This is a genomic window from Pantoea sp. BRR-3P (genome assembly GCF_039621635.1).
In the GTDB taxonomy this organism is placed as follows: domain Bacteria; phylum Pseudomonadota; class Gammaproteobacteria; order Enterobacterales; family Enterobacteriaceae; genus Pantoea; species Pantoea floridensis.
On record NZ_CP155066.1, the window covers coordinates 4,129,065 to 4,154,496 of the forward strand.

The following is a 25,432-nucleotide window of genomic DNA, read 5'->3' on the forward strand; positions in this document are numbered from 1 at the left end:
TATCTGGCCTGTTTAATAAAAAGGTATGTGCCAATGCACACACCTTTTTCATTCACAAAGCTGAATTAGATGTAATCCATGGTGAAATCAAGCGTGGCTGAGAAGCTACCGGCAGTGATTGGAATGACTGGGTTCTCAGGATCTGTGTTATCTGTTTTATCACCCTGTACAAAGGTGGTGAATGTCAGTTCATTCGCGTTATCTGAAACAGGAAGTGTTACTGGAGCATTTGGAGAAACAACGGTGTTATCGGAAGTGATTAAGCCGAGGCTGATACCTGCTGCTGTACCAGTAACGCCGAAGTTTTTATCGTCAGCACCCGCTGCGACACCTTTGAAGGTGACCTTGACGCTTTTTTTACCATCAAGCTGGCAGTTTTCCAGTTTGATAGTGAAGTTTTTGTTGCCGCTTTGCTTACCATCAAGCAGAGCCTTTTCCGAGATGGAGCCCATTTCAACAGCCTGGTCCAGAGAGCCAGAATCAATTGAGCACGGGGCAGTGGTGACGGTACCTTTAATGGTCACTTTACCATCGGCAGCATTTGCAGCACCAGCTGCCATCACTAAACCAAAACCCATTGCAACCATGATCTTATTCAACTTCATTTTCGATTTCCTATATGTACGCGAATTAACGCGGATATGTTCAATGCAAAGCTGTATGGAATAGTTAAAGGCGTGCTCCTGATAACTGACTTAAGCCAATATTGCATTGATGTTTTTTAACCCTTCGCTAAGCAACGTATAACGGCCTGCTGAAGTTGGGCCGATTATCAATAAGCGGTATCAGGCTGTCAAAAATGCGCCTGTGAAGCGGTGAAAAGAAGTTAACTCATTGTGCTATAAAGGATTTCATATAAAACGGGTTAATGGTTTGTTTATTATTTGCTAAGAAAGGTGGCGACCTTCAATTTCTTAATGACAAAAATTTAAGAACAGTCTCGAATAAGCCGCTTTTTGGCTTTCAATATTATCATTCATCTAAATCAGTCATTATTTTGCATAAGTTTTCATCCGTTTCATCGCTAATTAATAATGATTAATAAAAAACGCAGAGCCTGTTTAAGCGTATCGGGGATGAAGGGTAAAAAAGAGAGCTGACTTTTGTTGAAAAAGGATCGTTTTCAATAGGTTAGCTGAGCGTTATGAATCGCTATGCATCGCTTTCATAGCGGCATTTATTTATGAGTGGCGGTATTTTCACGGGAAATCGAGATGTCTGTTTACATCATTGAAAGCAAGGTTGCCTTTAATACGGATATGCCGTCGTTAGCGGGCTTAGGCAGCGCGCAGCCTAACATCCCCATCAGCGCAGCAGCGGCACGTTGCCTGGTGGCATTAATTGAATCAGCGGGTGAGCCCGTGAGTCGCGAGCAGTTAATTTATGCCGGATGGGGCGCAATGGGACACATTGTCAGTGAGAACAGCTTAAATCAGGCGGTGACCCAACTGCGCAAAGTGCTGAAAGAGCTGGAGCTGAACGGCGAGTTGATCATGACCGTTCCGCGGCTGGGCTATAAGATCTCGCGCATGTTCAGCATTGAATGCGCGGGAGTCACGACGTCGACAGATTTGTCAGAAACCAGCGCCATGGTCGAGGAGGACGAAACTCATGACATGGCAAAATCATCACGCCAGGAACGCTATCGTGCGGCGCCTTCCCGCCAGCCAACATCGCGTCTGATGGGGCGCATGCGCCTTGCTTTGCTATCAACCATTGTCGTGCTTGCCAGTTTTTCCCTGTTCTGGGTCGTCAATAAAAGCACCGTACAGCAGATTTTCACCCAATATCACACCGTGCATTATCTGCCGCTGGTGACGCGTTTTAACCAGCTGCAGGTCTTCTATAACCAGAGTATCGATACGCAAAATGACTATCTTGCGAATGCCCTTAAGCAGCTAGAGAGTGATGAGTGGTTTCATCGCATACTCGAGGGCGAGGTGCATTTCATCTATATCAACGGCTCCTACAACCCTGATGTTTTTAGCTATTTTCTCTGTCGCGAGGAGATACAGCAGCACGCGAAGGGTTGCGAAGCTTACACCTCTATCCAGGAAGGAACATGATGCATAAGCGAGTCTGGCTGCTGGGGATTACCCTTTTTATCGCGCTTGCGCCGTGGATCGTTGAACGGGTTTATACCCTTTCGGTAATCAGCTATCCGTATCATTGCGAATCACGCTTTGGCTTTAAATACATCAGTGCAACGGGCGAAGCAGCGGTGGCTTCTGAAGGCAGCATGCAGCTAACGTATTATCAGAGCGGAAATGGCGTGGGAACGTATGTTGGGCACCTTTTTCACCTGGATGGACAAGGTAAGGTGTTGAAGAAGCAATCCATTCATCGCGCCATGGAGTTCTCATATCAACTGTTACCGGGCATGCTCAAATCCACCACTCTCACTTCGAGCCGTATTCAGGGAGATGAAATCAGCGATGCCGATGCGGAAAAATATGTCTATCCCGGCTTCAAAGTGGGTCACACCTCGTTTGGCATGATCGTTAAAATCAATCGCGGAGGTTATGCCGCAGGGAGCAGCCAGTTCCCGCGCGCCATGTGCTCTACGTTGGATAAGTGAGAACCTGTCAGATATAGCACGCAGGAACTGTAGCGGTGCAATTTATTGCGCAATGCTTGTCAGTTAAGGTTAATCGGTCGCCATGAATGGCTCCCCTACATCTATTTAGCTGGTTTTTCGTAGGGTGCGCATTCATGCGCACCTGCATATAAACATAATTTATTGCGCGATAAATCGCGCCGCTACGGAATATATGCTTATTTGAGCGACATTAGGCCGTTGGGCTTGGATAAAGCAACACAGCGCGTTGGCTGCGTTGTATTCAATCAATACCGAAAAATCGCTTTTATTTACGGTGAATTTCAACGACCGTTCCGTTATTGTTTAATCGATAGTCGCCACCATTATAGACGGTGAAAACTGTTCCCAAATTTGTGCTTTTCTCTACCGCAAAAATGGCTTCCTTCTCTATGCAGTTTTTCGGCGGGAGCATATCATTAAAACAGAGCCTGTCATATTTCCCTTCTTCTTTATAGCCCTCACCAAATAGCCAGAAAATAACGGTGAACGATCCATATTTTGCCGGCTCAGGTATCTTATACTTAACTTTAAGCATATCTTTATTTTCTAACCACCAGCTTATCTTCCCTCGATCACTAAAGGGGAAGTTCTTTACTAAAACATAGCTGTGGTTACCATTCTGATGGACGCCAACAATTTCTACCGAGCGCTGAGATAGCCAGAAGACATAAGATGTCAGAATAGCTGGAAGCAGTATCAGTACCCATAGAAGCCTTTTTTTACTGGCTTTCATTACGGGCTCCAGTAATTTCAATATACCGGTAAGGGCCGGACATATCGCTGGCGCCGTAATCGTCCATTTGTTTTTGCGTGGTAAGTATTGTGCAGGGAAATTGCAGTGCGGCCATCGCTTTACACTCCTTGTGTATTCAATCGTCCTATATGGTCTCCAGTGCAATTCATGCGTAGAGACGAGCAGAAGTATATAAGATGCTTACTTTCTGTTCGCCCTCGTTTGGTCAATTTTTGAGTAAGGAGTCACAGTGAAACATTTTCAGGATGCCGATTTGCTCTTAACGTCCTGGATAGCATGCAAATAAAAAAAGCCCGCGCTGAGCGAGCTTTTTAGCTTTCTGCTAATTCATGCCACAGCAATGCTACTCAATATTCTGAATCTGCTCGCGCATCTGTTCGATCAGCACTTTCAACTCAATCGCTGATGCGGTGATCTCGGCGTTGATAGACTTCGACGCCAGCGTGTTCGATTCACGGTTAAATTCCTGCATCATGAAATCGAGGCGGCGGCCAACGGCTTCTTTCTTCTTCAGGATGTTGTAGGTCTCTTTAACGTGCGCATCCAGACGATCCAGCTCTTCCGCCACATCGATACGCTGCGCCATCATTACCAGCTCTTGCTCCAGGCGATTATTTTCCAGCTGTACTTCGGCTTCTGCCAGTTTGGTCACCAGGCGCTCGCGCTGCCATTTGATCACTTCCGGCATCTGCGCGCGCACTTTGCTGACTTCTTGCGATACGCCTTCCAGACGCTGTTCTATCATCGCTTTCAGCGCGGTGCCTTCACTTTCGCGCGCTTCGATAAAATCATCTAATGCGCCATCCAGCGCTACCAGCAGTTCGGCGTTAATAGCATCCAGATCTTGCTCCTGCGCGGACATTACGCCAGGCCAGCGCAGAATATCCAGCGGGTTGATCGCGCCCTCATCGCTTTGCATTTTTACCCAGTTGGCGGCCTGCACCAGCTGTTTGGCCAGCGATTCATTCAGCTGTAATTCGCCTTGCGCGCTGGCATCGGCGTCGTAGCGCAGGTAGCACTCAATTTTACCGCGCGTCAAACGGTTGCGGATGCGCTCGCGGATTACCGGCTCCAGACCACGAAATTGTTCCGGCAGACGGATGTAGGTTTCCAGATAGCGCTGGTTAACAGAACGAAGTTCCCACGCGGCGCTGCCCCAGTGGCCTTTGGCTTCGCGGCGGGCGTAAGCGGTCATACTGCGGATCATAGTCGTCTTCTCATTTTCAGAAATGTTGGGTGAAGTATAGCGAGGCCGGCTCGAGGCTAACAGGCATAAGCGCACTTAAGCTTGAATAACAAAATATTACCGCTTTTCGCAACGCGCCTTTATGCTTAGCCCTCGTTCACTTTTGAGGATTCGTGATGTTCCGCTCCGTGGCTCTCCCTGCTTTATTGACGTTACTGCTGGCTGGATGTCAGACGCCTGTTACCTCGCATCAGCAGATCCCGCCGAATACGGCGCCGGTGGCGGTGTGCGGTTCTGGTGACGTGATGATGCAAACCACGCTGTGGTTTGGCATGAATAAACCGAAAGGTGGCACCGTGAGTAACCTTGAATGGCAGCAGTTCGTAGATAACGACGTCACGCCGCGCTTCAAAGATGGATTATCAGTCTACGATGCCAAAGGGCAATGGCTGGGCGATAACGGCAAGCTGGCGCGGGAAAACAGTAAAGCGCTGATGCTGATTCACAACGCAGATCGCAACAGTTCTGACAGTATTAATGGATTGCGTGAGGTCTACAAAAAGCGCTTTGAGCAGGAATCCGTGATGCGCGTTGATTCACTGGTGTGCGTGGCGTTTTAACGGTTGAGCTTGACCCGACGTTTATATCGCGAGGCTTTGGTAGGGTGCGCATTGATGCGCACCCAAAAACATCAGATAAACAGCCCAGCGAATGCGGCGGAGAGCAAACTCACCAGCGTGGAGCCATAAACCAGCTTCCAGCCAAATCGTGAAACCACGTTGCCCTGTTTCTCGTTCAGGCCTTTAATGGCACCGGCAACAATGCCAATCGAAGCGAAGTTAGCAAACGACACCAGGAACACCGACAGAATCCCCAGACCGCGCGGCGTCATCTCCGCTGCCACTTTCTTCAGCTCAATCATCGCCACAAACTCGTTTGCCACCAGCTTGGTAGCCATAATACTTGCCGCTTGTAGCGCATCGGCGGACGGAATTCCCACCAGCCAGGCAAACGGATAGAAAACGTAACCGAGCAGCTGCTGGAAACTGTAGCCAAATACCGTGGCAAACAGCGCGTTGATGGCCGCAATCAGCGCGATAAAGCCAATCAGCATCGCCAGGATGATCATCGCCACTTTAAAGCCGGCGAGAATGTATTCGCCCAGCATCTCAAAGAAACTCTGATCTTCGTGCAGCTTATCCAGCGCGATATGTTCTTCGTTCTCCGGACGCGTCGGGTTAATGATCGAAAGAATAATAAAGGTGCTGAACATGTTGAGCAGCAGCGCCGCAACCACATATTTCGCGTCAATCATCGACATATAGGCGCCAACAATCGACAGTGAAACCGTCGACATCGCCGTGGCCGCCATGGTGTACATACGCGGTGCGGAGATATCGCCGAGAATGCCTTTATACGCGATAAAGTTTTCAGACTGGCCAAGAATCAGCGTGCTGACGGCGTTAAAGGATTCCAGCTTGCCCATTCCGTTCACTTTCGACAGCAGGGTGCCGACCAGCCGAATCAGCAGCGGCAAAATACGCCAGTGCTGCAAAATACCGATCAGCGCAGAAATAAACACGATGGGGCAGAGCACGCCAAGGAAGATGAATGCCAGGCCCTGATTCGCCATATTGCCAAACACAAAGTTAGTGCCTTGTGCCGCAAAGGTTAATAAGGTCTCGAAGAAGCCGCCCACCGCGGTAACCACCGATTGCCCGCCCGCTGAGTGAAGGAAGAACCAACCCAGCGCGGCTTCAACGACCAACAGTTGAATAATAAAGCGTGGACGAATCCGTTTACGGTCATGGCTGACCAACAGCGCAAGGGCAAAGATCACCACCAGCGCCAGCAGGAAATGCAGTATCGCTATCATCATTTATCTTTTTAAGGGAGGAAACGCGCATTTAGCCACAGCCGCCGCGGAATTTCATCCAGGATTGTGCCGATCGCGGGCAGGACAGCCGGAGATGAAGTCCGTATAATGCGCAGCCAAACCCAAGCAAGCCGGAGAGAAACCATGCGTCCAGCAGGCCGTAGTGCAGCAGAAACACGTCCCGTCACCCTTACTCGTCACTACACCAAACACGCAGAAGGCTCTGTGCTCGTTGAGTTCGGCGAAACCAAAGTGCTGTGCACCGCAACCGTCGAAGAAAGCGTGCCGCGTTTCCTCAAAGGCAAAGGTCAGGGGTGGATTACCGCGGAATATGGCATGCTGCCGCGTTCCACCCACAGCCGTATGGCGCGTGAAGCCGCCAAGGGCAAACAGGGCGGACGTACGCTGGAGATTCAGCGTCTGATCGCCCGTTCACTGCGTGCCGCCGTCGATTTGCAGGCGCTGGGTGAGTTCACCATTACTCTGGATTGCGATGTGATTCAGGCCGATGGCGGCACCCGCACCGCCTCTATTACCGGTGCCTGCGTGGCGCTGGCTGATGCGTTAAACGCATTGGTTGCGGCAGGCAAACTGAAAGCCAGCCCGCTGAAAGGCATGGTAGCGGCGATTTCCGTTGGCATCGTCGGCGGTGAAGCGCTGTGCGATCTGGAGTATGTAGAAGATTCCGCCGCAGAAACCGACATGAACGTGGTGATGACCGAAGATGGCCGCATGATTGAAGTGCAGGGCACCGCTGAAGGCGAGCCGTTCAGCCACGACGAATTACTGCAGCTGCTGGCGCTGGCGCGAGGCGGCATTGAGCAGTTGATTCAGGCGCAGAAAGCGGCGCTAACCAATTGATGTAACAGGCGACCATAGAGTCGCCTTTTCTTTATTTGAGGAGTGAGAAATGAAAGCCTGGCAGCGTCAGTTTATTGAATTCGCCCTGAACAAAGGGGTGCTGAAGTTTGGAGAGTTCACCCTAAAATCGGGGCGTAAAAGTCCCTATTTCTTTAACGCCGGCCTGTTTAATACCGGCCGTGATTTAGCGCTGCTGGGACGTTTCTATGCGCAGGCGCTGGTGGATGGCGGCGTTGATTTCGACCTGCTGTTTGGCCCGGCGTATAAAGGCATTCCGATTGCCACCACCACCGCAGTGGCGCTGGCCGATCATCACGAGCGCGACGTGCCTTACTGCTTCAACCGTAAAGAAGCCAAAGATCACGGCGAAGGTGGTTTGCTGGTGGGCAGCCCGCTGCAGGGCAAAGTGATGTTGGTGGATGATGTGATCACCGCTGGCACAGCGATCCGTGAATCAATGGATATCATCAGCGCGCACAACGCCACGTTAGCGGGCGTATTGATTTCGCTGGATCGTCAGGAACGTGGTCGCGGCGATATTTCAGCGATTCAGGAAGTCGAGCGCGATTATAAGTGCAAAGTCACCGCGATTATCACGCTGGCCGAGCTGATTGATTATCTGGAAGAGAAGCCGGAGATGGCCGACCATCTGGCGAAAGTACGCGCGTATCGCAAAGAGTATGGGATTTAACCACCAGACAATGGTGCGGTTTGTTATGAGGTTGCCATGAATGGCAACCCTACGACATCAGGTCGGCATTGATGCCGACCTGATGTTTTAAACCAGCTGCGCAGCCATCAACGGCCAGCGGCTATCGAAATCAGCGGTTGGACGAAAGCGGAATTCGGAACGCACATAGCGCGACAGCAGTCCCTCACAGAACGCCAGCAGCTGGCTCGCCAGTAGCGTTTCGTCGTTCTGGAAACCTTCTCCATCACGCATTTTCTTTTCGCGCATCACCTGACGCAGCTGCACTTCAATGCGCTCAAACAGCTGATTAATCCGCCCCTGCAGGCGATCCTGTTCGAACATCAGCGCGTGGCCGGTCAAAATACGCGTCAGCCCCGGATTACGCTCACCAAATCCCAAAATCAGCTGCACGATTAAACGCAGTCGCGTCAGCGTCTCTTTTTCGTCTTTCAGGATCAGATTGATGCGGGTAATCAGACTGTCTTCAATAAACTCAATGAGGCTATCGAACATGCGCGTTTTGCTGGGAAAGTGGCGGTACAATGCCGCTTCCGAAACGCCTACATTGGCTGCCAGCTTGGCGGTGGTGATGCGCTGACTGCCATCGCTCGACTCCAGCATTTGCGCCAGCGCCTGCAAAATCTCTTCGCGACGATTCCGTTTCGCGACTTTTTTTTCTGCCATGACCTTCAACACCCCTGAAATTCACCAAAAACAGGCAATACTGCCTCATCTGCCACAGACAAAGCGGCCTGTGGCGACAAGAAATAAAAAGATGGCTAAGCGAAAAGTGTCGCGTGTTACTGACGGCCTGAGTGACCGAAGCCGCCCGCACCGCGGTCGCTGGTGTCAAAATCGTCCACCAGGTTAAATTCCGCCTGCACAACCGGCACGAATACCAGCTGTGCTAAACGGTCGCCTGGCTGCAGGGTGAAGCTGTCCTGGCCGCGGTTCCAGACGGAAACCATGAGCTGGCCCTGATAATCGGAGTCGATTAAACCCACCAGGTTGCCCAGCACGATGCCATGTTTATGGCCAAGGCCAGAACGCGGCAAAATCACCGCTGCAAGGCTGGGATCGGCAATGTGAATGGCCAGGCCTGTGGGCACCAGCGTGGTCATGCCCGGCGCAATGTCCAGTGCGTCATCCAGACAGGCGCGCAAATCGAGACCTGCGGAGCCAGAGGTTGCATACGTTGGCAGCGGGAATTCATTGCCTACGCGTGCATCAAGAATTTTAACGTCGATTTTTTTCATCATAACGGCTGACAATCTCGTCTATTAATTGTTGGCCAAGGAGCGTCTTATCACTGAGCGGTAAGACTTTTTCTCCCTCCTGCCAAAAAAGGTGAAGAGCATTGGTGTCGCTATTGAATCCCTGACCCGCCTGCGCCACGTCGTTGGCACAAATCAGATCCAGGTTTTTTCGCACCCGTTTTTGCCGCGCGTATTCTTCCACATTCTGGGTTTCGGCAGCAAATCCCACAACGTAAGGGCGATGTTCCTGCAGCGCCGCCACGCCCGCGACAATATCGGGGTTCTTCACCAACTGCAGCGTGACGCTATCGTCGCCACCCTGTTTTTTGATTTTCTCTGCGGCAATCGTCGCCGCCCGGTAGTCTGCCACGGCTGCGCTGGCAATGAAAATATGTTGTTGCTGGATTTGCGCCATCACCGCGGCTTCCATCTCCAGCGCGCTATCGATATCCACGCGCTGCACGCCCGCTGGCGTTGGTAGTGCAACCGGACCGGCAACCAACGTCACATTCGCGCCGCGTTTTGCCGCGGCGGCGGCAATGGCAAAGCCCATCTTACCGGAGCTGTGGTTGCTTATATATCGCACCGGATCCAGCGCTTCACGCGTTGGGCCGGCGGTGATCATAATGTTGAGATGTTGCAGATCGTTGACGGGCGCAGCCCATTCCAGCGCGTGGGCAACAATCGCCAGCGGGTCGAGCATACGGCCAGGACCGATGTCGCCGCACGCCTGGCTGCCGCTGTCGGGACCCCAAATCAGCACGCCGCGTTGCTGCAGACGCAGCAGGTTCTCTTGTGTGATGGCCGCGCGGTACATCTGCTGATTCATAGCAGGAACGATGGCGAGAGGCGCATCGCTTGCCAGGCACGCGGTGGTGACCAAATCGTTCGCCATACCGGCGGTGACGCGGGCAATTAAATCGGCTGTTGCAGGTGCCAGCACAATCAAATCGGCCCATTTTGCCAGTTCAATATGCCCCATCGCGGCTTCTGCTGCGGGGTCGAGCAGGTCATCAAATACCGGATACCCGGAAACGGCTTGTAAGCTAAGCGGCGTAATAAAGGCTTTGGCCGCTTCGGTCATCATTACGCGGACGTCTGCGCCGCGATCGCGCAGCCGACGCACCAGTTCCGGCGCTTTATAGGCCGCAATGCCGCCGCTGACGCCCAGCAGAATTTTCTTTCCGGCTAATCCCATCATGTTCTTCGCCTCAAAGCAGATTGCCGCGTCACAGGCGGCAGATGCAGGCAACTTTATCACAAAATCCGCAACGCGCCTTTTCACTGCCTGCGGCCTTTGCGAGCCGGCTCTGAAATTCCGTTTTGCTTGCTGGCGCGCCGTGCGGCAGACGCGCAGAATCGCCGCAACGCAGGGAGAGCAATGTCATGACGGAACTGGCACCACGGGAAAAGCTACTGTTAATAGGCGCGGAAAGGCTGAATGATGCTGAGCTGTTGGCGATTTTTTTGCGCACCGGTACGCGCGGCACCAGCGTGCTGCTGCTGGCGCATCAGATGCTGAACGAGTTTGGTTCGCTATATCGCATTATGACCGCCAGCAAAGAGGAGCTGGGGCAAATTAAAGGTGTGGGCAGCGCCAAGATGACGCAGCTTTACGCCATCGCTGAATTGGGGCGACGCTTTTTTGCCAGCCAGCTGGCGCGGGAAAATGTTATGGAAAATCCGCAGGTGACGCGCCATTACCTACAAAGCGTGCTGGCCCATCAGGAACGAGAAGTGTTTATGGCGCTGTTTCTGGATAATCAGCATCGCGTGTTGCAGGCGCAAAAGATGTTTTCGGGTTCGATTGCCAGCGTGGAGGTGCATCCGCGTGAAATTGTGCGCGAAGCCTTGAAGCTTAACGCTGCGGCGGTGATTCTGGCGCACAATCACCCCTCGGGCGTCGCTGAACCGAGCCGGGCCGATCGCGATATTACCGCGAAAATTGGCCAGGCCTGCGCGCTGCTCAATATCCGTTTACTTGATCATCTGGTGATCGGTCACGGCGAGTTTACCTCTTTCGCTGAGCGGGGTTGGTTGTAATTCATCGATTCAATTGAACAGAAATGAGGCATTTTTGCGCGATCCAGAGGGATCTTTATCTGTTCGGGACTTGAGCACTCAGGCTGAGCGGCGTATACTACGCCACCTTTGAGAATCTCGGGTTTGGCGTTTGGGCCAGCTTAGCGGGTTCACATGGAACTCGCCTGGGCGGGCTAAGGCCTGACGAGGCGGCCAAAACCTAGTTTTTAAAGCTCGAGCTGATTTGATTTTTGGAGAATAGAAATGTCACGAGTCTGCCAGGTAACTGGAAAGCGTCCGGTAACGGGTAACAACCGTTCCCACGCAATGAACGCGACGAAACGCCGTTTCCTGCCGAACCTGCACTCTCACCGTTTCTGGGTTGAGAGCGAAAAGCGCTTCGTTACTCTGCGTGTATCTGCTAAAGGTATGCGTGTTATTGATAAAAAGGGCATCGATACGGTTCTGACCGAAATCCGCGCCCGTGGTGAGAAGTACTAAGGAACTGAATCATGGCTAAAGGTATTCGTGAGAAGATCAAGCTGGTTTCCTCTGCTGGTACAGGTCACTTCTATACCACCACGAAGAACAAACGTACTAAACCAGAGAAATTAGAACTGAAAAAGTTCGATCCGGTTGTACGTCAGCACGTGATCTACAAAGAAGCTAAAATTAAGTAATTTTAGTGTTCTTAGAAAAACCCGGCTTCGGCCGGGTTTTTTGTTTCTGCGATTCGTTGAGGAGATGAGATGCCTGAATTACCTGAGGTAGAAACCAGTCGACGCGGTATTGAACCCCATATGGTGGGTGCCACCATTCTGCATGCGGTGGTGCGCAATTCCCGTTTGCGCTGGCCGGTCTCGCATGAAATCCATGCGCTGAGCGACCAACCGGTATTAAGCGTGCAGCGTCGCGCCAAATACCTGCTGCTGGAGCTGCCACATGGCTGGATCATCATTCACCTCGGCATGTCCGGTAGCCTGCGCGTGCTGCCCGGCGAACAGCCCGCAGCCAAACACGATCACGTCGATTTGGTGATGAGCAACGGCAAAGTGCTGCGCTACACCGATCCGCGGCGTTTTGGCGCCTGGCTGTGGAGCAGCGATCTGGCCGGCAGCAGCGTGCTGGCGCATCTCGGTCCGGAACCGTTAAGCAGCGAATTTGATGGCGCTTATCTGTTTGAAAAGTCACGCGGCAAACGCACGCTGATCAAACAGTGGCTGATGGATAACAAAGTGGTGGTTGGCGTCGGTAACATCTACGCCAGCGAATCGCTGTTTACCGCCGGGATCTTACCCGATCGTCCGGCGATGAGTTTGAGTCAGGAAGAGGCCGAGCTGCTGGTGAATACCATCAAAGCGGTATTGCTGCGCTCGATTGAGCAGGGTGGCACTACGCTGCGCGATTTCCTGCAAACGGATGGTAAACCCGGCTATTTCGCGCAGGAGTTGCAGGTTTATGGCCGCACCGGAGAACCTTGCCGCGCCTGTGGTACGCCGATTGTCAGCGGCAAGCATGGCCAGCGCAGCACCTTCTGGTGTCCACGCTGCCAGCACTGAGTTAAGGCTGCGCCAGTCGCGCCAGTAAAGCCTTGTGCACCACGGCAGGCAGGAATGCCTGCACGTCACCGGCATGGCGCGCCACTTCTTTTACCAGCGAAGAAGAGACGAACGAGAAGCCCTCGGACGGCATCAGAAATACGCTTTCAAGGGTGGGCAACAGATGACGGTTCATCTGCGCCAGCTGCAGCTCATATTCGAAATCGGAAACCGCACGCAACCCGCGCACCAGCACGTTGGCGTTCTGCGCTTGCGCAAAGTTCGCCATCAAATCGCTGAAACCCACGACGTCCACATTGGGCAAATGTGCCGTTACCTGGCGCGCCATATCCACACGCTCATCCAGACTGAACAGCGGTTTCTTGCTCGGGCTGGCGGCAATCGCCACCACGATGCGGTCAAACATCTGCGCCGCGCGCGTCACAATATCCAGATGACCCAAGGTGAAAGGATCAAAGGTGCCGGGATAAATCGCTTTGGTGCTCATACGCGGCCTTTTGTTGAGGTGTGATGCAGCGCCCAGAGCGCCGAGTATTTGTTGAAGGTGTATTGCGCGTTCACTACCGCCAGAATCCAGCCCTGTTTGCCATCAAGGAAACCGGCGCGCAGCAGCAGCGTTTTCACAAACGCGCCGAGCGTATGGCTAAAGATAGAGAACAAGCCGCAGCGTTTGCCGCGCTGGAAACGCTCTTGCGCCCAGGCTTCGGCATAGTTCATTTGCTTGCGCTGGAAAGCGATGAGATCGCGGCAGGTAAGATGTTGCAGATCGCCCGGCAACGTCACCACCGGCGCGCCCTGCGTCTCCAGCGATTCATGTACCAGGTTGTCGTTGTAATTTAGCTTGCGCGGGTAGAGGCGCAACACGCGGTCGGGATACCAGCCGCTGTGGCGCATAAAGCGACCGAGAAACAGGTTGCTGCGCCCCAGGCTGTAAACGGTGTCTGACGGCGGCTGAGCTAAAACCTGTTCAATGGCACGACGCAGTTCTGGCGTCACCCGCTCATCAGCATCGATCATCAAAATCATATCGCCGTTGGCATGTGCCTGCGCGCGCTGGCGCTGTTTGCCAAATCCATCCCAGCCTTCAGCCTGGTACACCTGTGCGCCATGCTCCCGCGCGACTTGTGCGGTGTGGTCTGAACTGCCGGAGTCCAGCACCACAATCTCATCCGCCCAGCTAACGGAGGCCAGCGCCTCTGGCAGCAGCTCAGCTTCATTTTTGGCGATCATCACCACAGAGAGGCGTTGGCGTTGCGACATGAGTTAGTGTGCTCGCGGCGGTAAGTGAGGTTCGAGTAACTGTAGCAGACGCTGTAAGGCGCCCTGATTCTGATGCAGCACTTCCACGGCATGGCGACCGTAATAGCGGCGATAATCGTCATCCTGCAGCAGGTTAGCGACCTCTTTTTGTAACGACACCACGTCAGTAACGGTAATCAAACCTTCGGCCTGCTGCAACTTGGCGCAAATATCTTTGAAGTTCCAGATGTGCGGACCCATCAACACGGGGATCGCGTGTGCGGCCGGTTCGAGCGGATTGTGCCCGCCGCGCTCCACTAAACTGCCGCCAACAAAGGCGAGGTCAGCAATGCCGTACAGCATCATCAATTCACCCATGGTGTCGCCAATCACGACCTGGGTAGAGCTTGATGGAATTTCACCGCTGCTGCGCAAGATAAAACTGAAGCCACGTTTTTGCGCCAGGTCACAGGCATCTTTGAAACGCTCTGGATGGCGCGGCACCAAAATCAGCAGTAGATCGGGAAACTGCTGCAGCAGGCGACGATGGGCATCGAGCACAATCGCCTCTTCGCCTTCGTGGGTGCTGGTGGCGATCCATACCGGGCGACGCGATGCCCACTGACGACGCAGCGTCACCGCTTTGGCCGCCAATTCCGGCGTGACCGAGATATCAAATTTGAGGCTGCCGGTGACGGTAAGATGCGAACGTTTCAGGCCAAGGCTAAGGAAACGGTCGCCATCTTCGGCGTTTTGCGCAGCAATCAGCGTGATACGTTGCAGCAAATCGCGCATAAAGCCGCCGAGCTTTTTGTAGCCTTTGGCTGAACGCTCAGACAAGCGCGCATTGGCAATCACCAGCGGGATTTGGCGCTGATGCAAAATACGGATGATGTTTGGCCACAGCTCGGTTTCCATAATGATCACCAGCCGTGGATTGACGTTATCAAGGAAGCGATTAATGGAGCCAGGCAGATCGTATGGCAGATAAACGTGGTGCACATCTTTGCCAAATGCCGATTGCGCGCGCTCGGAGCCGGTTGGCGTCATGGTGGTGACGGTGATCGGTAAAGTGGGATAGCGGTGGCGCAGCGCGCGCACCAGCGGCACCGCCGCCAGCGTTTCGCCGACGGATACGGAGTGCAGCACAATACCGTGCGGCAGTACTTTTCCAGCGCAGTAGCCGTAGCGTTCTGCCCAGCGCTTACGATAGGCCGGTGCTTTTCGACCGCGCAGCCACAGGCGCAGCCAGATGAGTGGCTGAATCAGATAGAGCAAGGCTGTGTATAGAGTCGTCATAGTTACCGTTACGACAGAATCGCGTCAAAAAACAGATGAAAGGCGGCATGTTATCAGAAACTAGCCGCCTGCTCATACCACTTCGTCAGCGGCTCTGCAGCACTTGCTGATAAAGTGAAGTCAGCGCCAGCGCCAGTCGCTGCGGACCAAAAGGTTCAATTCTACGTCGTGCGGCTTCACCCATGGCAGAATTGTGTGAAAGTGCTGGCGTGGCGATTACGGCTTCGTTTAACGCTTTGATATCTAACGCATCACAAACAAAACCTTCCTGGCCTGCAGTGATAAATTCAGCGCCACCGCAGCCGGTGCTGGTGATCACTGCCAGGCCGCAGGCCATTGCTTCCAGCACCACATTGGGAAAGGGGTCATAAAGCGTGGGCAGCAGCAGCGCGTCAGCGGCATGGTAAAACGGCTGTACATCCTGCTGCACGCCAACAAAACGCATTCGATCCAGGCAGTTAAGCTGATTCGCTAACTGCTGATAACGCGACAGGTGCTTATCCTGGCCAACCACCACCAGATAGCGATCGCTTTTCGCCACCGCCTCAATCGCGGCCTTAAGTCCTTTGCGCTCAAAGCCCGAACCGACATAAATCATCACTGTGGCATCGTGCGGCAGGTTGAGCTGCTGACGTGCTGCGTGGCGCAATGTTTCGCTGGCGGGCTGGAAACGCTGGCTATCAATCGCATTGTGAATCACATGAATCTTGCTGGCATCGAGCGTGAAGTGCCGCAAAATATCCTGCTTCACCATCTCGGAATTACAGATCACCGCCTTCAACGCAGGCGCATTGAACATCTCGGCTTCCGCCTGCAATACGTAGCGATGGTAAGGGCTGAGGCTGGCGCTCAAACGTTGCCACGGCGATACAATACGCGCGCGCTGTTCCAGCCATACGCGATGCACGCCATCTCCCGCGCGGAAGATATCGCAGCCGGCAATGCGCTCGTGGCTCTGCACAATATCGAACTTCTCACGTTCCCAGCATGCCCGGGCGGCGCGGGCAAAACCCCTTTCGCGCGAGATGCGGCCGAATTTCGCCGGATTACAGATGTGCAGATGCCAGGCCGGATTCGGCATGCCCTGCCAGCTGCGGGTGATAATGTTGAGATCGAGCTGTTCGCTATCCAGTGCTTCCAGCGCACGTGAGATAAAGCGCTCGGCGCCGCCGTCGGGACGGTATTTCTGCCGGACTATCGCCAGGCGTAACTTACTCATGCAAAAAACTCCTGGCGGCGGCGACCACATCCTCAACGGGAATAGCAGAAAGGTAGCGCTGTTGGGTATTGGTATCGATTGCGTCTGGCGACGGCAGCGGCCCATAATCGCCGGCCCAAATCACGCGGTTGTTCTCGCCCCACGGGCGCCAGTGTTGCAGCTTAGTTGGGCCAAACAGCGCAAGGCAGGGGGTTTCCAGCGCGGCGGCCATGTGCATGGGAGCAGAATCCACGCCGATAAACAGCTGCGCCGCATTGATGAGTGCGGCCAACTGCGGCAAGGAGAGTTGACCCGCCAGCGACACCACATTGTGGCTGCGGCACAGCGACTGAATATTGGCGATCATCGCCAGCTCTTTCTGGTCTGGTCCTGCGGTAAGCACCACGGTACGGCCTTCAGCGGTGAGCGCATCGATCACCTGTGCGACTTTGTCATCTTCCCAGCATTTAAACTGCCAGCGAGAAGTGGGTTGCACCACAATAAAAGGCGCGCTGACCGCGTGCTGTGCCAGCATGTCCTGCACCTTTTGCCAATCGGCCGCGCTGAAGTGCATTGAGGCTTTCGCGCCCGCGGCGCTGATACCCAGCGGCGTCAGCGCCGCCATATTCTGTTCAACCGTATGCAGCTGGTTATGATTGGCGGTGCTAACCAACTGATTGTGCATTCGGCGCCATAAAACATTGTCGCGCTTGTGAAAAGCAAAACCGATACGCACGTTGGCGCCGGAAAGGCCGGTAATAATGGCGCTGCGCCACTGATCGGCGAGGTTGATCACGAGGTCATAGTGGCAGGCGCGTACCGCTGAAATCAGGCGCATTTCGTGACGGAATTTCTGCCAGCCGCCCTCTTTCTTCCAGTTGCGATCGATAAAGTGTAACTGGCGAATGGCCGGATGCGCTTCCAGCATCGGACGGGTCTCTTTATACAGCAGAACGTCGATATTGGCCTGCGGATAGCGCTGGCGAAGCGCATTGATAGCGGGTGTGGTCAGCAGCATATCGCCGTGATGGCGCAGCTTGATCAATAGAATATTTTTCGGTGTAAATGGGTCTGGAATCGGGCTTGCCATACTCAAATGATCTCAGAATTCAGTCAGCTGATTGTAGGGCAAACCCCAAAAGCGTGAAAGCCAGGTGCAGCGCTTATTTCTTACGCCAGCGATAAATCCGACTCAGCCACAACAGCAGTTGATACCATTGCCGCAGGCCGCGTGCGTTACGCAGCATGCGTTTATGCGTTTGTGTGGCAAACAGGTCTTCAATCATCGCCAGACGCGCACTCTCTTCGGGTTCGCGACGAATGCAGTGGCAGACGCTGAGCGCCTCATGCGTAATCTGGGCGTGAAATGACGGATAGATTTTCACTTTATCGCGATAGCGCACGTTAATCTCTTCCAGCAATCGCGCAATTTTCAGGTAATGGCGCTGATACTCGACGTTGCGCTGGCCGGTGCGCTTACGATTGCTGATTGACGCATCGTGCATATGGTAGCGATAGAAGATTTGATCGGTGTAGCGCACGCGTTTAGCGTTAAGCATCAGCTCGGTGGTCCAGGGGATATCCTGATGATGCAGGCCGGGTTCAAAATAGAGCTGCAGCTGCTCGATCAGTTCACGGCGATAAATCCCCAGCCATACCACGTGCATGTAGCGCCGCGTTTGCAGTGCCTTATTGAGCCATTCAGAGCCGCTAAGCACGCCGGTGCTGGTGAGGCGATCGCGGGGAATCAGCGGCTTTACCTGTTGACTGGCTTTAAAGAACCACTCCGCATTGCACTGCGCGACGTCGAGATTATCGCGCTCTGCCATTTCGACCAGGGTTTGATACATCGCCGGGTCCATGGTGTCGTCAGCATCCGGGAATGACACGTACTTACCACGCGCGACGGCCAGTCCGGCATTGCGGGCGCGAGACACGCCCCCGTTGGCTTGATGAACAACGCGCACATGGTGGTGCTGTTGTGCATAGGCGTCGGCACGCTCGCCGGAGCCGTCGGTAGATCCGTCATCGACAATGATGATTTCCATGTCGCTAAGCGTTTGTGCCAGCAGCGCCTGCATGCAGACAGTAAAATCGCTGCCCGCATTGAACATGGGAATGATAAGGCTGAGTAAAGGGGCTGATTGAGCAGGGGGCATTGTCATGCTGTTTTTGTGTTCTTCCGTCGCGCCAGGCGTTGTTGCTGCCTCGCGGTAATAAAATCATGAATATCATCCAGCTTCCGCTGATCCAGTTCAAACAGCTGTTCAGTGGGATGCTTAAATTTGTACTGCGCTGCGAAAACAAATGAAGAAGGCGCAATATGATTTGGGCCAATCAGCAAGACATCGCCAAGAGGGCGCTGTTCTTCTACACAGCAAGGACCGTAAATCAAAATAATGGGAACGTGCTGCGCATCGGCAATATAAACGTTCCCCGAATCAGACGCGATATAGAAATCCATCTCGTTGATAACGGCGGGAACGTCTTCTAACGGCACTTTACCTACCAAACTGATCACATTCTCACGCGCGCCGACAACTTTATACAGCTCTTGTAGACGTGATTGTTCATTCGGTGCGCCAAAGGCAAAGAACTGACAGGGCAAATCGCTGAGATGGTCAAACAGTCGCTGCCAAATAAGCGGAGGAATCGTTTTCGCCTGGTTACCGGCGGTGATACTGATACCAATTCTGATCCCCTCATGCTGGAAAATTTCTGCAGGCAGCGCGCGAGGTTGCCACAGCGGTTGTGTCGCATGTTTCGGATAGCTCTCTTTAGTAAAAGAACGATCGGCGAGCTTTAAATAATTTTCCAGCGTGAGCGTATTTTTTTCGTGCTGCACGACACCTGAAGCGGTGAGATAAAAAAGCTTCTGATAGCTTCGGCGACGATAGCTGGAAAGAAATTGCTTGTTACTGGCGTTACAGCAAGCGGCAATAAATAGATTGAGATTGGTCGGATGCAGCAGATAGATATTGTCGTAACGATTAAGTAATAACCATATTAATTTGAATTTCTTAATCAGTCCTGAACGATGATCTTCGATGTACCAGATATTTTCTAGCGTGCTGTCACGCGTCGCCAGAGCCGCTACGCTATGGCTTAGCAGCGCATCGCTTTTTCCCAAATGGGTTAATAGCGGAGTGATGTTAATAAAATCACCAATCTTCGCTGTTTGAATCACGAGATTTTTACCGGTCCTGGCATGGAAGATTTTCATCAACCATTTCACCGGTAAAAAAAGAATGAAGAGAATGGTATACGTCAACGATCTATCCCCATGTTCGGCCACACCGACATGGGGACCTGTTTAACCTGAAACGTGCTGAGTATGTGAATATGAGGGTTTTGCCGCTTCAGCCAGTTGCAAATAGTGCTGACAAACCACGTTGAGACTATAAATGCTTAAGTCCAGATGTTGCAACTCTGGCGGGTTCGCATAAATTTCGCGCATTTTTTCCGCCAGTGACTGCGCATTTAACTCAGCAAGCCCACGCGCAAGGTCACCGCTCATTATCGACGCTGGGCCACCAGGGCAACGCGTACTGACGATGGAAGTGCCGCAGCTCAGGGCTTCTACCAGCACATTACCAAATCCTTCGCTATCTGAACTAAGCACTAACAGACGTGCGTGGCGAATCCACGGGTAAGGATTGGCGTGAAAGCCTTCGAAGCGCACGCGCTCAGCAATACCTAAATCAGCGGTTTGCTGACGTAATTTTTCCGTGATTTTTTCACTTCCCTGACCCAATAACACTAAGGGAGCGGTGATACCACTCATAGCATAGGCGTCCAGCAAGCGATCGTGGCGTTTTGTTTCATGAAAACGCCCAACGTGCAGGACGAAATCACTGCCGGCAAGGGGGCAAGGTTCGGCGGCAAGGCGACTAATAAGATTGAAATCGAAGGGGTTGACTATCACACGCGTTTTGCTGGGCTTTACGCCAATATTCTGAACAACATCATCAATGACGTATTGTGAAACACCAATCAATTGTTTGCCTTGATAAGTCAGGCGTATTTTGAGCCGTTTAAGCCACAGCGAGAATCCTGATTTACGCTTAAGGTACGAGGCTGAGAATACGCCATGCAGACAATACCAGGTTTTATTCGTATCCAGCGCGCGTGCGCGCCGCACAATGCGATCGGTTTTGTGTAGATGTGAAAGAACCAGGTCAAATTTTCCGTGCGTTGCTTCGCTTGCACGCACGGCGGCGTCAAGGAGATGCGCTCGACGATAAGTTTCAGTCAACTTACGCCAGGGACGAGAGCTGCTATCAATGATGGTCTGATAATCAACGCCGGATGGAATAGGGTAATCACACACCTTACGCAATGAAAAAAGCGACACCCGATGTCCCTGACTTATAAAACCTTCTGCCAGCGTCAGGACGACTTTTTCGGCCCCTCCTCCCGGCAGGCCATCAATCACCATCAGAATGCGCTTTGACAAATTCGTTACTCCTAATCGCCAGCCTGTTTTTAATGATACAAAAACTATCATCCCCGCTAAAAACAGGACTGAATATAAGATAAATCAATTTATTAGATGTGTTTGGTATTAAATGAATTCGCAGGGCATTTTAGCTGAGCACCCAGCGTATTCTGAACCTTATGTAGTTTAATTCACTCTAGTTTAACCGTGCTTATACTGCTACACACTTATCCCCGCGCCTGTCCGATGAAATGTTTGCCCTCATTCCCGGGCTTGCGTACCATAACGACGAGAAATTGCTCATTTTATCGGATAAGTTATGGATAAGCCTGCGTTTTTAATCACTCTCGATACTGAAGGGGATAACCTCTGGCGCAATCGCAGCGGCAAGGTTACCACGCATAATGTTCGATTCCTGCCGCGTTTTCAGTCGTTATGTGAGAAATACGGTTTTAAACCAACCTGGCTAACCAATTTTGAAATGGCGAGCGATCCCGCTTATGTAGAGTTTGGCCGCGATCTGCTGGCGCGGGGGCAGGGTGAAATCGGCATGCATCTGCACGCATGGTATAGCCCGCCAGACTATGCGCTAACGGATGATGATTGGCGCTATCAGCCCTATTTAATTGAATATCCTGAAGATGTGCTGCGTGGAAAAGTCGCTTTCATGACAGATTTACTGGAAACGGCCTTTCAGCAGAAGATGACCAGTCACCGTGCTGGACGCTGGGCTTTCAATGAAATCTATGCGCGCGCACTGCTCGATTACGGTTATTTGGTTGATTGTTCCGTCACACCGCGCGTTGACTGGCGTACCTCTTCTGGCGCGCCTCAGGGCAAAGGCGGCACCGATTATCGCCACTTTCCCGACCACGCTTATTATCTTGATGCGAATGATATTTCCAAAGAGGGCGACAGCGGGCTTTTAGAGCTGCCGATGAGCATCGAATATCGCTACGGTGCGCTGACCAATCAGTTAAAAAAAGTGTGGAATGACATTCGCGGCAAGAAACGCGGCCATTCAGTCAACTGGCTGCGGCCGGTTGGTGGCAATGTGGCGCAGATGAAGCAGGTGGCTGAGCAGACGCTTAGGCGTGGAAATGACTACGTTGAATTTATGCTGCACTCTTCAGAATTCATGCCGGATGGCAGCCCCACGTTTAAAAATGAGGCTGACATTGAACGTCTTTATGATGATTTAGAGCAGCTTTTCAGCTGGCTCCAGTCACGTACCCAAGGCATGACGCTAACAGAATATGCGTTATTAAAGCGCGATCGCCAGCCGAGCTGAATCAAGACGCGGTATACCTCTATACCGCGATTTCTTTCATCATTGCCGCGACATCCTTTGCCTGGATATCTGCCATGCTGTGGCCTTGTGCAGGGCGCAGCACATACTGATTTTTCCCATATCCACCAATGAGTCCCGGATCGGTTGGGCCGTATAAGGTGATATTGGGCCGATCCAGCGCCGCGGTCAGATGGCTTAAGCCGGTATCCACCGATACCACCGCGCGCGCGCCCGCTAATTGCTGCGCGACCTGCTCGAGGGTTAATTTGGCTAACACTTCAACATGTGAGAAGCCTTCCGCCAGGCGCTGCGCGCGCTGATGCTCGTGCTCTGCGCCCCACGGCAACTTCACGCGCAGGCCCGTAGGCTGCATTAATTCGATTAACTCGCGCCAGTGCGATTCCGGCCAGTGTTTGTTGTCACGCGTGGTCGCATGCAGAAACACCAGATAAGGGCTGCTCTCCGCCGGAAGTGACGTCAGGAAATGACCGGCAATGGCATAATCACCCTGCGTAGCCGGTTTTTCATAGCCGAGGCTTTTGGCAAACAGCTCGCGCGTACGTTCCACGGCATGCTGCTGCTTGTCGATTTCATGACGCTTGTCATACCACCAGCTGGCGAAAGGCTCGCGCGCACTGCGGCTATCCTGACCGTGCTTCACCCCTTTTGCCAGGCGCGTCACCAGCGCGGCGCTTTTGATGAGGCCTTGCGCATCCAGCACCACATCATAGTCGCGCGATTGCAGATCGCGTTTGAAGCGCACGCGCTCTTCGCGCTGCTGGCTGCCAAACCAGTGTTTGCGCCAGCGGCGAATCGCGACGGGCAGCACTTTATCCACCGCCGGATGCCAGCCTGGAATCTGGGCGAAGTTCTCCTCCACCACCCAATCAAAGCGAATGCCTGGAATGGCCTGCATCGCATCGGTGAGCGCCGGAAGCGTATGCAGCACGTCTCCCATTGAGGAGGTTTTTACTATCAAAACGTGCATCTTTACTCCTGCACCGGATGCAACAGCGCGCTAAGCTCCTGATGAACTCGCGCTGGTTGAATATCAATCAGGCTTTGGTGATAGCCTTGATCGGCATCCCCTTTGCGGATTTTGTGATAACCGGTGATCAAGCGAATAATGCGCGCCTGATGGGACAACGGCGGGGTGAAATCCGGGCTGCTTGGGCCATATAGCGCCACCAGCGGACGGTTAAGAGCCGCCGCAATATGCATTAAGCCCGAATCATTACTCACCACTGCCGTGCAGTTGGCCAGCAAAATCACCGCCTGTTCCAGTTGCGTATCGCCGGCCAGATTCTTGCAGTGCGCACGCGCTGTTTCTGACAGCGTTTGTACAATGGTTTCGCCGGTTTCGCGATCCTTTGCCGAACCAAACAGCACCACCTGATAGCCTTCGCCGATCAGCTGTTCTGCCAGCGCGGCATAGTGATAATGTGGCCAGCGTTTGGCCGGACCAAACTCTGCACCCGGGCAAAAGCCAATTGCTGGACGATCGGCTGATAGCGCAAACTGTGCCGCCGTCATGCGTTTTTCGTCGTCATCCACGCGCAGCTGCGGCCACAACAAGGGCTGCGGCAGCTGCTGCGCTGAGGCGATGGGCTTGTCATAGCCGAGCGCCACATAGCGCTCAACCATTAACGGAAACGCGGCTTTATCCAGCACGCGGACATCATTTAACACGCCATAACGCATCTCGCCGCGCCAGCCGGTGCGACGCTTGATGCCGGCGAAGAAGGGCACCAGCGCGGATTTAAAGGAGTTCGGCAACACATAGGCGCGATCGTAACCGCTCGCCTGCAGCGTTTTCCCAAGGCGTCGACGCTCACCTAACGCCAGAGCGCCATGACCGAGCGGCATCGCCAGTGCCTGATTCACTTCCGGCATACGCGACAGCAAAGGGCGGCACCAGGCTGGGGCCATTACATCGATTACCGCGTCAGGATGTTCCGCCTTGAGCGTGCGATAGAGACTTTGCGACATCATCATATCGCCGACCCATGATGGGCCAATAACCAGAATTTTCATCGCTGGTGCCGGTTTCCTTATGCGTTACGATTCAGCCAGGCCATATATTCGCCCACGCCTTGCGCCACGGTTTTAAACGGCTTGTCGTAACCGGCCGCTCGCAGATTGGTCAGATCGGCTTGAGTGAATGCCTGATAGCGGCCTTTCAGCTTGTCAGGGAAGGGAATGTACTCAATCTGGCCCTTCTGGTGGAAGTTCAGCACCGCATCCGCCACTTCCTGGAAAGATTCAGCGCGGCCGGTACCGCAGTTGTAGATACCGGAAACGCCGTTCTCCCAGCACCACAGATTCACGGCGACCACGTCATCAACATGGATGAAGTCGCGGCGGAAAGCGTCGCTGCCTTCAAACAGCTTCGGATTTTCATCGTTGCTGATCTGCGTGTTGAGATGGAAGGCCACGCTCGCCATGCTGCCTTTATGGCCTTCGCGCGGACCATACACGTTGAAGTAGCGGAAACCGCACACCGGTGATTCGGCTTCTGGCAGAATCTGGCGCACATAGTGATCGAACAACATTTTTGAGTAGCCATAGACGTTCAGCGGCTGCTCGTATTGGCGCTCTTCAATGAAGTTTTCATTGCGGCCACCGTAGGTCGCGGCGGAAGAGGCATACAGGAACGGGATTTCACGCTCAAGACAGAAGTGAAGCAGATCTTTCGAGTACTGATAGTTGTTGTCCATCATGTACTTGCCATCCCATTCGGTGGTCGCGGAGCACGCACCTTCGTGGAACACGGCTTCGATAGGGCCCAGATCTTCGCCGGACATGATATAGCTGAGGAACTCCTCTTTATCCATGTAATCAGCGATGTCCAGATCGGCCAGATTCACGAATTTGGTGCCATCCTTCAGATTATCCACCACCAAAATGTCGGTAAGACCGCGATCGTTCAGCGCTTTAACAATGTTGCTGCCAATCATGCCAGCGCCACCGGTTACGATAATCATATGCTTTGCCTTTAAAGAGTTAGGGTGAAACAGGAGGTTTCAGCCACGAATACCTACCATCATAACATTTCAACCAGACGCAGGCAGCCAGATGACTCCGTAAGCGCTGCACAAATCCTGTTCGCAGCGTGAACTATGCTGCAAAACCGAGATATTGCTGGCTGAAATATCGTGTCTTT

Annotated in this window: 29 protein-coding genes; 10 read left to right on the plus strand and 19 right to left on the minus strand. The window is 53.1% G+C overall.

Going from position 1 to position 25,432, the window contains the following annotated elements; all coding sequences use genetic code 11:
• Positions 1–65: 65 nt before the first annotated feature.
• Positions 66–605 carry a fimbrial protein gene (locus AAGR08_RS19050; RefSeq protein ID WP_345827709.1) on the minus strand — a complete coding sequence of 180 codons (540 nt, stop codon included), beginning with the start codon at positions 603–605 and terminating at the stop codon, positions 66–68.
• Positions 606–1,214: 609 nt separating this feature from the next.
• Here AAGR08_RS19050 and AAGR08_RS19055 point away from each other — a divergent pair.
• Together AAGR08_RS19055 and AAGR08_RS19060 are read left to right on the plus strand one after the other, a co-directional pair.
• On the plus strand, positions 1,215–2,066 hold the full coding sequence (locus AAGR08_RS19055; protein WP_345827711.1) for a winged helix-turn-helix domain-containing protein: 852 nt from the start codon (positions 1,215–1,217) through the stop codon (positions 2,064–2,066).
• Positions 2,063–2,578: a hypothetical protein gene (locus tag AAGR08_RS19060; RefSeq protein ID WP_345827713.1), complete on the plus strand. Its 516-nt coding sequence runs from the start codon at positions 2,063–2,065 to the stop codon at positions 2,576–2,578. Before AAGR08_RS19055 ends, AAGR08_RS19060 begins: the two co-directional genes overlap by 4 nt.
• Before the next feature lie 286 nt (positions 2,579–2,864).
• On the opposite strand, the gene AAGR08_RS19065 is transcribed toward AAGR08_RS19060, so the two are convergent.
• The 3 genes from AAGR08_RS19065 to AAGR08_RS19075 form a co-directional block, all read right to left on the minus strand.
• Positions 2,865–3,332: a DUF943 family protein gene (locus tag AAGR08_RS19065; RefSeq protein ID WP_345827714.1), complete on the minus strand. Its 468-nt coding sequence runs from the start codon at positions 3,330–3,332 to the stop codon at positions 2,865–2,867.
• The gene (locus AAGR08_RS19070) at positions 3,319–3,447 is read right to left on the minus strand and encodes a hypothetical protein (protein WP_345827715.1); all 129 of its coding nucleotides are present in this window, start codon (positions 3,445–3,447) and stop codon (positions 3,319–3,321) included. The genes AAGR08_RS19065 and AAGR08_RS19070 overlap by 14 nt, the downstream gene beginning before the upstream one ends.
• 249 nt (positions 3,448–3,696) lie before the next feature.
• Positions 3,697–4,560, minus strand: coding sequence for a YicC/YloC family endoribonuclease (locus tag AAGR08_RS19075; protein WP_097095575.1), 864 nt, complete (start codon positions 4,558–4,560; stop codon positions 3,697–3,699).
• A gap of 155 nt (positions 4,561–4,715) precedes the next feature.
• On the opposite strand from AAGR08_RS19075, the gene AAGR08_RS19080 reads away from it, so the two are divergent.
• A complete protein-coding gene (locus AAGR08_RS19080) occupies positions 4,716–5,159 on the plus strand; it encodes a DUF3574 domain-containing protein (RefSeq protein WP_345827717.1) in 444 nt (147 codons plus the stop codon).
• 71 nt (positions 5,160–5,230) lie between these two features.
• On the opposite strand, the gene AAGR08_RS19085 is transcribed toward AAGR08_RS19080, so the two are convergent.
• Positions 5,231–6,415, minus strand: a complete 1,185-nt coding sequence (locus AAGR08_RS19085) for a nucleoside transporter C-terminal domain-containing protein (protein WP_097097622.1) — start codon at positions 6,413–6,415, stop codon at positions 5,231–5,233.
• A 144-nt stretch (positions 6,416–6,559) separates the two neighbouring features.
• Here AAGR08_RS19085 and rph point away from each other — a divergent pair, with 144 nt between their 5' ends.
• The gene (rph, locus tag AAGR08_RS19090) at positions 6,560–7,276 is read left to right on the plus strand and encodes a ribonuclease PH (protein WP_097095577.1); all 717 of its coding nucleotides are present in this window, start codon (positions 6,560–6,562) and stop codon (positions 7,274–7,276) included.
• Positions 7,277–7,325: 49 nt separating this feature from the next.
• A complete protein-coding gene (gene pyrE / locus AAGR08_RS19095) occupies positions 7,326–7,967 on the plus strand; it encodes an orotate phosphoribosyltransferase (protein ID WP_097095578.1) in 642 nt (213 codons plus the stop codon).
• 87 nt (positions 7,968–8,054) lie between these two features.
• Here the strand turns inward: pyrE and slmA are convergent, their stop codons facing one another.
• The 3 genes from slmA to coaBC form a co-directional block, all read right to left on the minus strand.
• On the minus strand, positions 8,055–8,651 hold the full coding sequence (slmA, locus tag AAGR08_RS19100) for a nucleoid occlusion factor SlmA (RefSeq protein WP_097095579.1): 597 nt from the start codon (positions 8,649–8,651) through the stop codon (positions 8,055–8,057).
• Positions 8,652–8,767: 116 nt separating this feature from the next.
• Positions 8,768–9,226 carry a dUTP diphosphatase gene (gene dut / locus AAGR08_RS19105; protein WP_345827719.1) on the minus strand — a complete coding sequence of 153 codons (459 nt, stop codon included), beginning with the start codon at positions 9,224–9,226 and terminating at the stop codon, positions 8,768–8,770.
• Complete coding sequence (gene coaBC / locus AAGR08_RS19110; protein ID WP_345827720.1) at positions 9,204–10,424, minus strand: bifunctional phosphopantothenoylcysteine decarboxylase/phosphopantothenate--cysteine ligase CoaBC; 1,221 nt, start codon at positions 10,422–10,424, stop codon at positions 9,204–9,206. The genes dut and coaBC overlap by 23 nt, the downstream gene beginning before the upstream one ends.
• A gap of 185 nt (positions 10,425–10,609) precedes the next feature.
• Between coaBC and radC the strand changes: the two genes are divergently transcribed.
• The 4 genes from radC (at position 10,610) to mutM (ending at position 12,804) form a co-directional block, all read left to right on the plus strand.
• Positions 10,610–11,266 carry a DNA repair protein RadC gene (gene radC, locus AAGR08_RS19115; protein ID WP_097095582.1) on the plus strand — a complete coding sequence of 219 codons (657 nt, stop codon included), beginning with the start codon at positions 10,610–10,612 and terminating at the stop codon, positions 11,264–11,266.
• Positions 11,267–11,509: 243 nt separating this feature from the next.
• On the plus strand, positions 11,510–11,746 hold the full coding sequence (gene rpmB, locus AAGR08_RS19120) for a 50S ribosomal protein L28 (protein ID WP_007885297.1): 237 nt from the start codon (positions 11,510–11,512) through the stop codon (positions 11,744–11,746).
• An 11-nt stretch (positions 11,747–11,757) separates the two neighbouring features.
• Positions 11,758–11,925 (plus strand): 50S ribosomal protein L33, encoded by a 168-nt coding sequence (gene rpmG, locus AAGR08_RS19125; RefSeq protein ID WP_001051798.1) that lies wholly within the window; start codon positions 11,758–11,760, stop codon positions 11,923–11,925.
• Between the two features lie 69 nt (positions 11,926–11,994).
• Positions 11,995–12,804 (plus strand): bifunctional DNA-formamidopyrimidine glycosylase/DNA-(apurinic or apyrimidinic site) lyase, encoded by an 810-nt coding sequence (mutM, locus tag AAGR08_RS19130; protein WP_097095583.1) that lies wholly within the window; start codon positions 11,995–11,997, stop codon positions 12,802–12,804.
• Between the two features lies 1 nt (position 12,805).
• Here mutM and coaD read toward each other — a convergent pair whose 3' ends face one another.
• From coaD to AAGR08_RS19170, 8 genes are all read right to left on the minus strand, one after another.
• Complete coding sequence (gene coaD / locus AAGR08_RS19135) at positions 12,806–13,291, minus strand: pantetheine-phosphate adenylyltransferase (RefSeq protein WP_345827729.1); 486 nt, start codon at positions 13,289–13,291, stop codon at positions 12,806–12,808.
• Positions 13,288–14,064, minus strand: coding sequence for a glycosyltransferase family 2 protein (locus AAGR08_RS19140; RefSeq protein WP_345827730.1), 777 nt, complete (start codon positions 14,062–14,064; stop codon positions 13,288–13,290). Before AAGR08_RS19140 ends, coaD begins: the two co-directional genes overlap by 4 nt.
• Before the next feature lie 3 nt (positions 14,065–14,067).
• Positions 14,068–15,342 carry a lipid IV(A) 3-deoxy-D-manno-octulosonic acid transferase gene (gene waaA, locus AAGR08_RS19145; protein ID WP_097095586.1) on the minus strand — a complete coding sequence of 425 codons (1,275 nt, stop codon included), beginning with the start codon at positions 15,340–15,342 and terminating at the stop codon, positions 14,068–14,070.
• Positions 15,343–15,427: 85 nt separating this feature from the next.
• Positions 15,428–16,561 carry a glycosyltransferase family 4 protein gene (locus AAGR08_RS19150; protein ID WP_345827732.1) on the minus strand — a complete coding sequence of 378 codons (1,134 nt, stop codon included), beginning with the start codon at positions 16,559–16,561 and terminating at the stop codon, positions 15,428–15,430.
• Complete coding sequence (rfaQ, locus tag AAGR08_RS19155) at positions 16,554–17,630, minus strand: putative lipopolysaccharide heptosyltransferase III (protein ID WP_097095588.1); 1,077 nt, start codon at positions 17,628–17,630, stop codon at positions 16,554–16,556. The genes AAGR08_RS19150 and rfaQ overlap by 8 nt, the downstream gene beginning before the upstream one ends.
• Positions 17,631–17,703: 73 nt before the next feature.
• Positions 17,704–18,705, minus strand: coding sequence for a glycosyltransferase (locus AAGR08_RS19160; RefSeq protein ID WP_345827734.1), 1,002 nt, complete (start codon positions 18,703–18,705; stop codon positions 17,704–17,706).
• Positions 18,702–19,811, minus strand: a complete 1,110-nt coding sequence (locus tag AAGR08_RS19165; protein ID WP_345827735.1) for a glycosyltransferase family 9 protein — start codon at positions 19,809–19,811, stop codon at positions 18,702–18,704. Before AAGR08_RS19165 ends, AAGR08_RS19160 begins: the two co-directional genes overlap by 4 nt.
• Before the next feature lie 42 nt (positions 19,812–19,853).
• On the minus strand, positions 19,854–20,978 hold the full coding sequence (locus AAGR08_RS19170) for a glycosyltransferase (RefSeq protein ID WP_345829943.1): 1,125 nt from the start codon (positions 20,976–20,978) through the stop codon (positions 19,854–19,856).
• 319 nt (positions 20,979–21,297) lie between these two features.
• Here AAGR08_RS19170 and AAGR08_RS19175 point away from each other — a divergent pair, with 319 nt between their 5' ends.
• Positions 21,298–22,269: a deacetylase gene (locus AAGR08_RS19175; RefSeq protein ID WP_345827737.1), complete on the plus strand. Its 972-nt coding sequence runs from the start codon at positions 21,298–21,300 to the stop codon at positions 22,267–22,269.
• 19 nt (positions 22,270–22,288) lie between these two features.
• On the opposite strand, the gene rfaC is transcribed toward AAGR08_RS19175, so the two are convergent.
• Genes rfaC through rfaD form a run of 3 tightly spaced genes read right to left on the minus strand, consistent with a single transcriptional unit; the run spans position 22,289 to position 25,253 of the window.
• Positions 22,289–23,257: a lipopolysaccharide heptosyltransferase RfaC gene (gene rfaC, locus AAGR08_RS19180; RefSeq protein WP_097095592.1), complete on the minus strand. Its 969-nt coding sequence runs from the start codon at positions 23,255–23,257 to the stop codon at positions 22,289–22,291.
• Between the two features lie 2 nt (positions 23,258–23,259).
• On the minus strand, positions 23,260–24,303 hold the full coding sequence (rfaF, locus tag AAGR08_RS19185) for an ADP-heptose--LPS heptosyltransferase RfaF (protein WP_345827738.1): 1,044 nt from the start codon (positions 24,301–24,303) through the stop codon (positions 23,260–23,262).
• Between the two features lie 17 nt (positions 24,304–24,320).
• A complete protein-coding gene (rfaD, locus tag AAGR08_RS19190) occupies positions 24,321–25,253 on the minus strand; it encodes an ADP-glyceromanno-heptose 6-epimerase (RefSeq protein ID WP_097095594.1) in 933 nt (310 codons plus the stop codon).
• Positions 25,254–25,432 lie beyond the last annotated feature (179 nt).

Bases quoted from the DNA above. Each gene is read 5' to 3' on its own strand.
- waaA (WP_097095586.1), bottom strand. From the start codon at position 15,342: ATGACGACTCTATACACAGCCTTGCTCTATCTGATTCAGCCACTCATC.
- rfaD (WP_097095594.1), bottom strand. From the start codon at position 25,253: ATGATTATCGTAACCGGTGGCGCTGGCATGATTGGCAGCAACATTGTT.
- coaD (WP_345827729.1), bottom strand. From the start codon at position 13,291: ATGAGCACCAAAGCGATTTATCCCGGCACCTTTGATCCTTTCACCTTG.
- AAGR08_RS19075 (WP_097095575.1), bottom strand. From the start codon at position 4,560: ATGATCCGCAGTATGACCGCTTACGCCCGCCGCGAAGCCAAAGGCCAC.
- rpmG (WP_001051798.1), top strand. From the start codon at position 11,758: ATGGCTAAAGGTATTCGTGAGAAGATCAAGCTGGTTTCCTCTGCTGGT.
- AAGR08_RS19175 (WP_345827737.1), top strand. From the start codon at position 21,298: ATGGATAAGCCTGCGTTTTTAATCACTCTCGATACTGAAGGGGATAAC.
- rfaQ (WP_097095588.1), bottom strand. From the start codon at position 17,630: ATGGCAAGCCCGATTCCAGACCCATTTACACCGAAAAATATTCTATTG.
- rpmB (WP_007885297.1), top strand. From the start codon at position 11,510: ATGTCACGAGTCTGCCAGGTAACTGGAAAGCGTCCGGTAACGGGTAAC.
- AAGR08_RS19070 (WP_345827715.1), bottom strand. From the start codon at position 3,447: ATGGCCGCACTGCAATTTCCCTGCACAATACTTACCACGCAAAAACAA.
- radC (WP_097095582.1), top strand. From the start codon at position 10,610: ATGACGGAACTGGCACCACGGGAAAAGCTACTGTTAATAGGCGCGGAA.
- AAGR08_RS19085 (WP_097097622.1), bottom strand. From the start codon at position 6,415: ATGATAGCGATACTGCATTTCCTGCTGGCGCTGGTGGTGATCTTTGCC.
- AAGR08_RS19080 (WP_345827717.1), top strand. From the start codon at position 4,716: ATGTTCCGCTCCGTGGCTCTCCCTGCTTTATTGACGTTACTGCTGGCT.
- AAGR08_RS19150 (WP_345827732.1), bottom strand. From the start codon at position 16,561: ATGAGTAAGTTACGCCTGGCGATAGTCCGGCAGAAATACCGTCCCGAC.
- AAGR08_RS19065 (WP_345827714.1), bottom strand. From the start codon at position 3,332: ATGAAAGCCAGTAAAAAAAGGCTTCTATGGGTACTGATACTGCTTCCA.
- slmA (WP_097095579.1), bottom strand. From the start codon at position 8,651: ATGGCAGAAAAAAAAGTCGCGAAACGGAATCGTCGCGAAGAGATTTTG.
- rfaF (WP_345827738.1), bottom strand. From the start codon at position 24,303: ATGAAAATTCTGGTTATTGGCCCATCATGGGTCGGCGATATGATGATG.
- AAGR08_RS19050 (WP_345827709.1), bottom strand. From the start codon at position 605: ATGAAGTTGAATAAGATCATGGTTGCAATGGGTTTTGGTTTAGTGATG.
- AAGR08_RS19160 (WP_345827734.1), bottom strand. From the start codon at position 18,705: ATGACAATGCCCCCTGCTCAATCAGCCCCTTTACTCAGCCTTATCATT.
- coaBC (WP_345827720.1), bottom strand. From the start codon at position 10,424: ATGATGGGATTAGCCGGAAAGAAAATTCTGCTGGGCGTCAGCGGCGGC.
- AAGR08_RS19140 (WP_345827730.1), bottom strand. From the start codon at position 14,064: ATGTCGCAACGCCAACGCCTCTCTGTGGTGATGATCGCCAAAAATGAA.
- rph (WP_097095577.1), top strand. From the start codon at position 6,560: ATGCGTCCAGCAGGCCGTAGTGCAGCAGAAACACGTCCCGTCACCCTT.
- dut (WP_345827719.1), bottom strand. From the start codon at position 9,226: ATGATGAAAAAAATCGACGTTAAAATTCTTGATGCACGCGTAGGCAAT.
- AAGR08_RS19060 (WP_345827713.1), top strand. From the start codon at position 2,063: ATGATGCATAAGCGAGTCTGGCTGCTGGGGATTACCCTTTTTATCGCG.
- mutM (WP_097095583.1), top strand. From the start codon at position 11,995: ATGCCTGAATTACCTGAGGTAGAAACCAGTCGACGCGGTATTGAACCC.
- rfaC (WP_097095592.1), bottom strand. From the start codon at position 23,257: ATGCACGTTTTGATAGTAAAAACCTCCTCAATGGGAGACGTGCTGCAT.
- pyrE (WP_097095578.1), top strand. From the start codon at position 7,326: ATGAAAGCCTGGCAGCGTCAGTTTATTGAATTCGCCCTGAACAAAGGG.
- AAGR08_RS19170 (WP_345829943.1), bottom strand. From the start codon at position 20,978: ATGGTGATTGATGGCCTGCCGGGAGGAGGGGCCGAAAAAGTCGTCCTG.
- AAGR08_RS19055 (WP_345827711.1), top strand. From the start codon at position 1,215: ATGTCTGTTTACATCATTGAAAGCAAGGTTGCCTTTAATACGGATATG.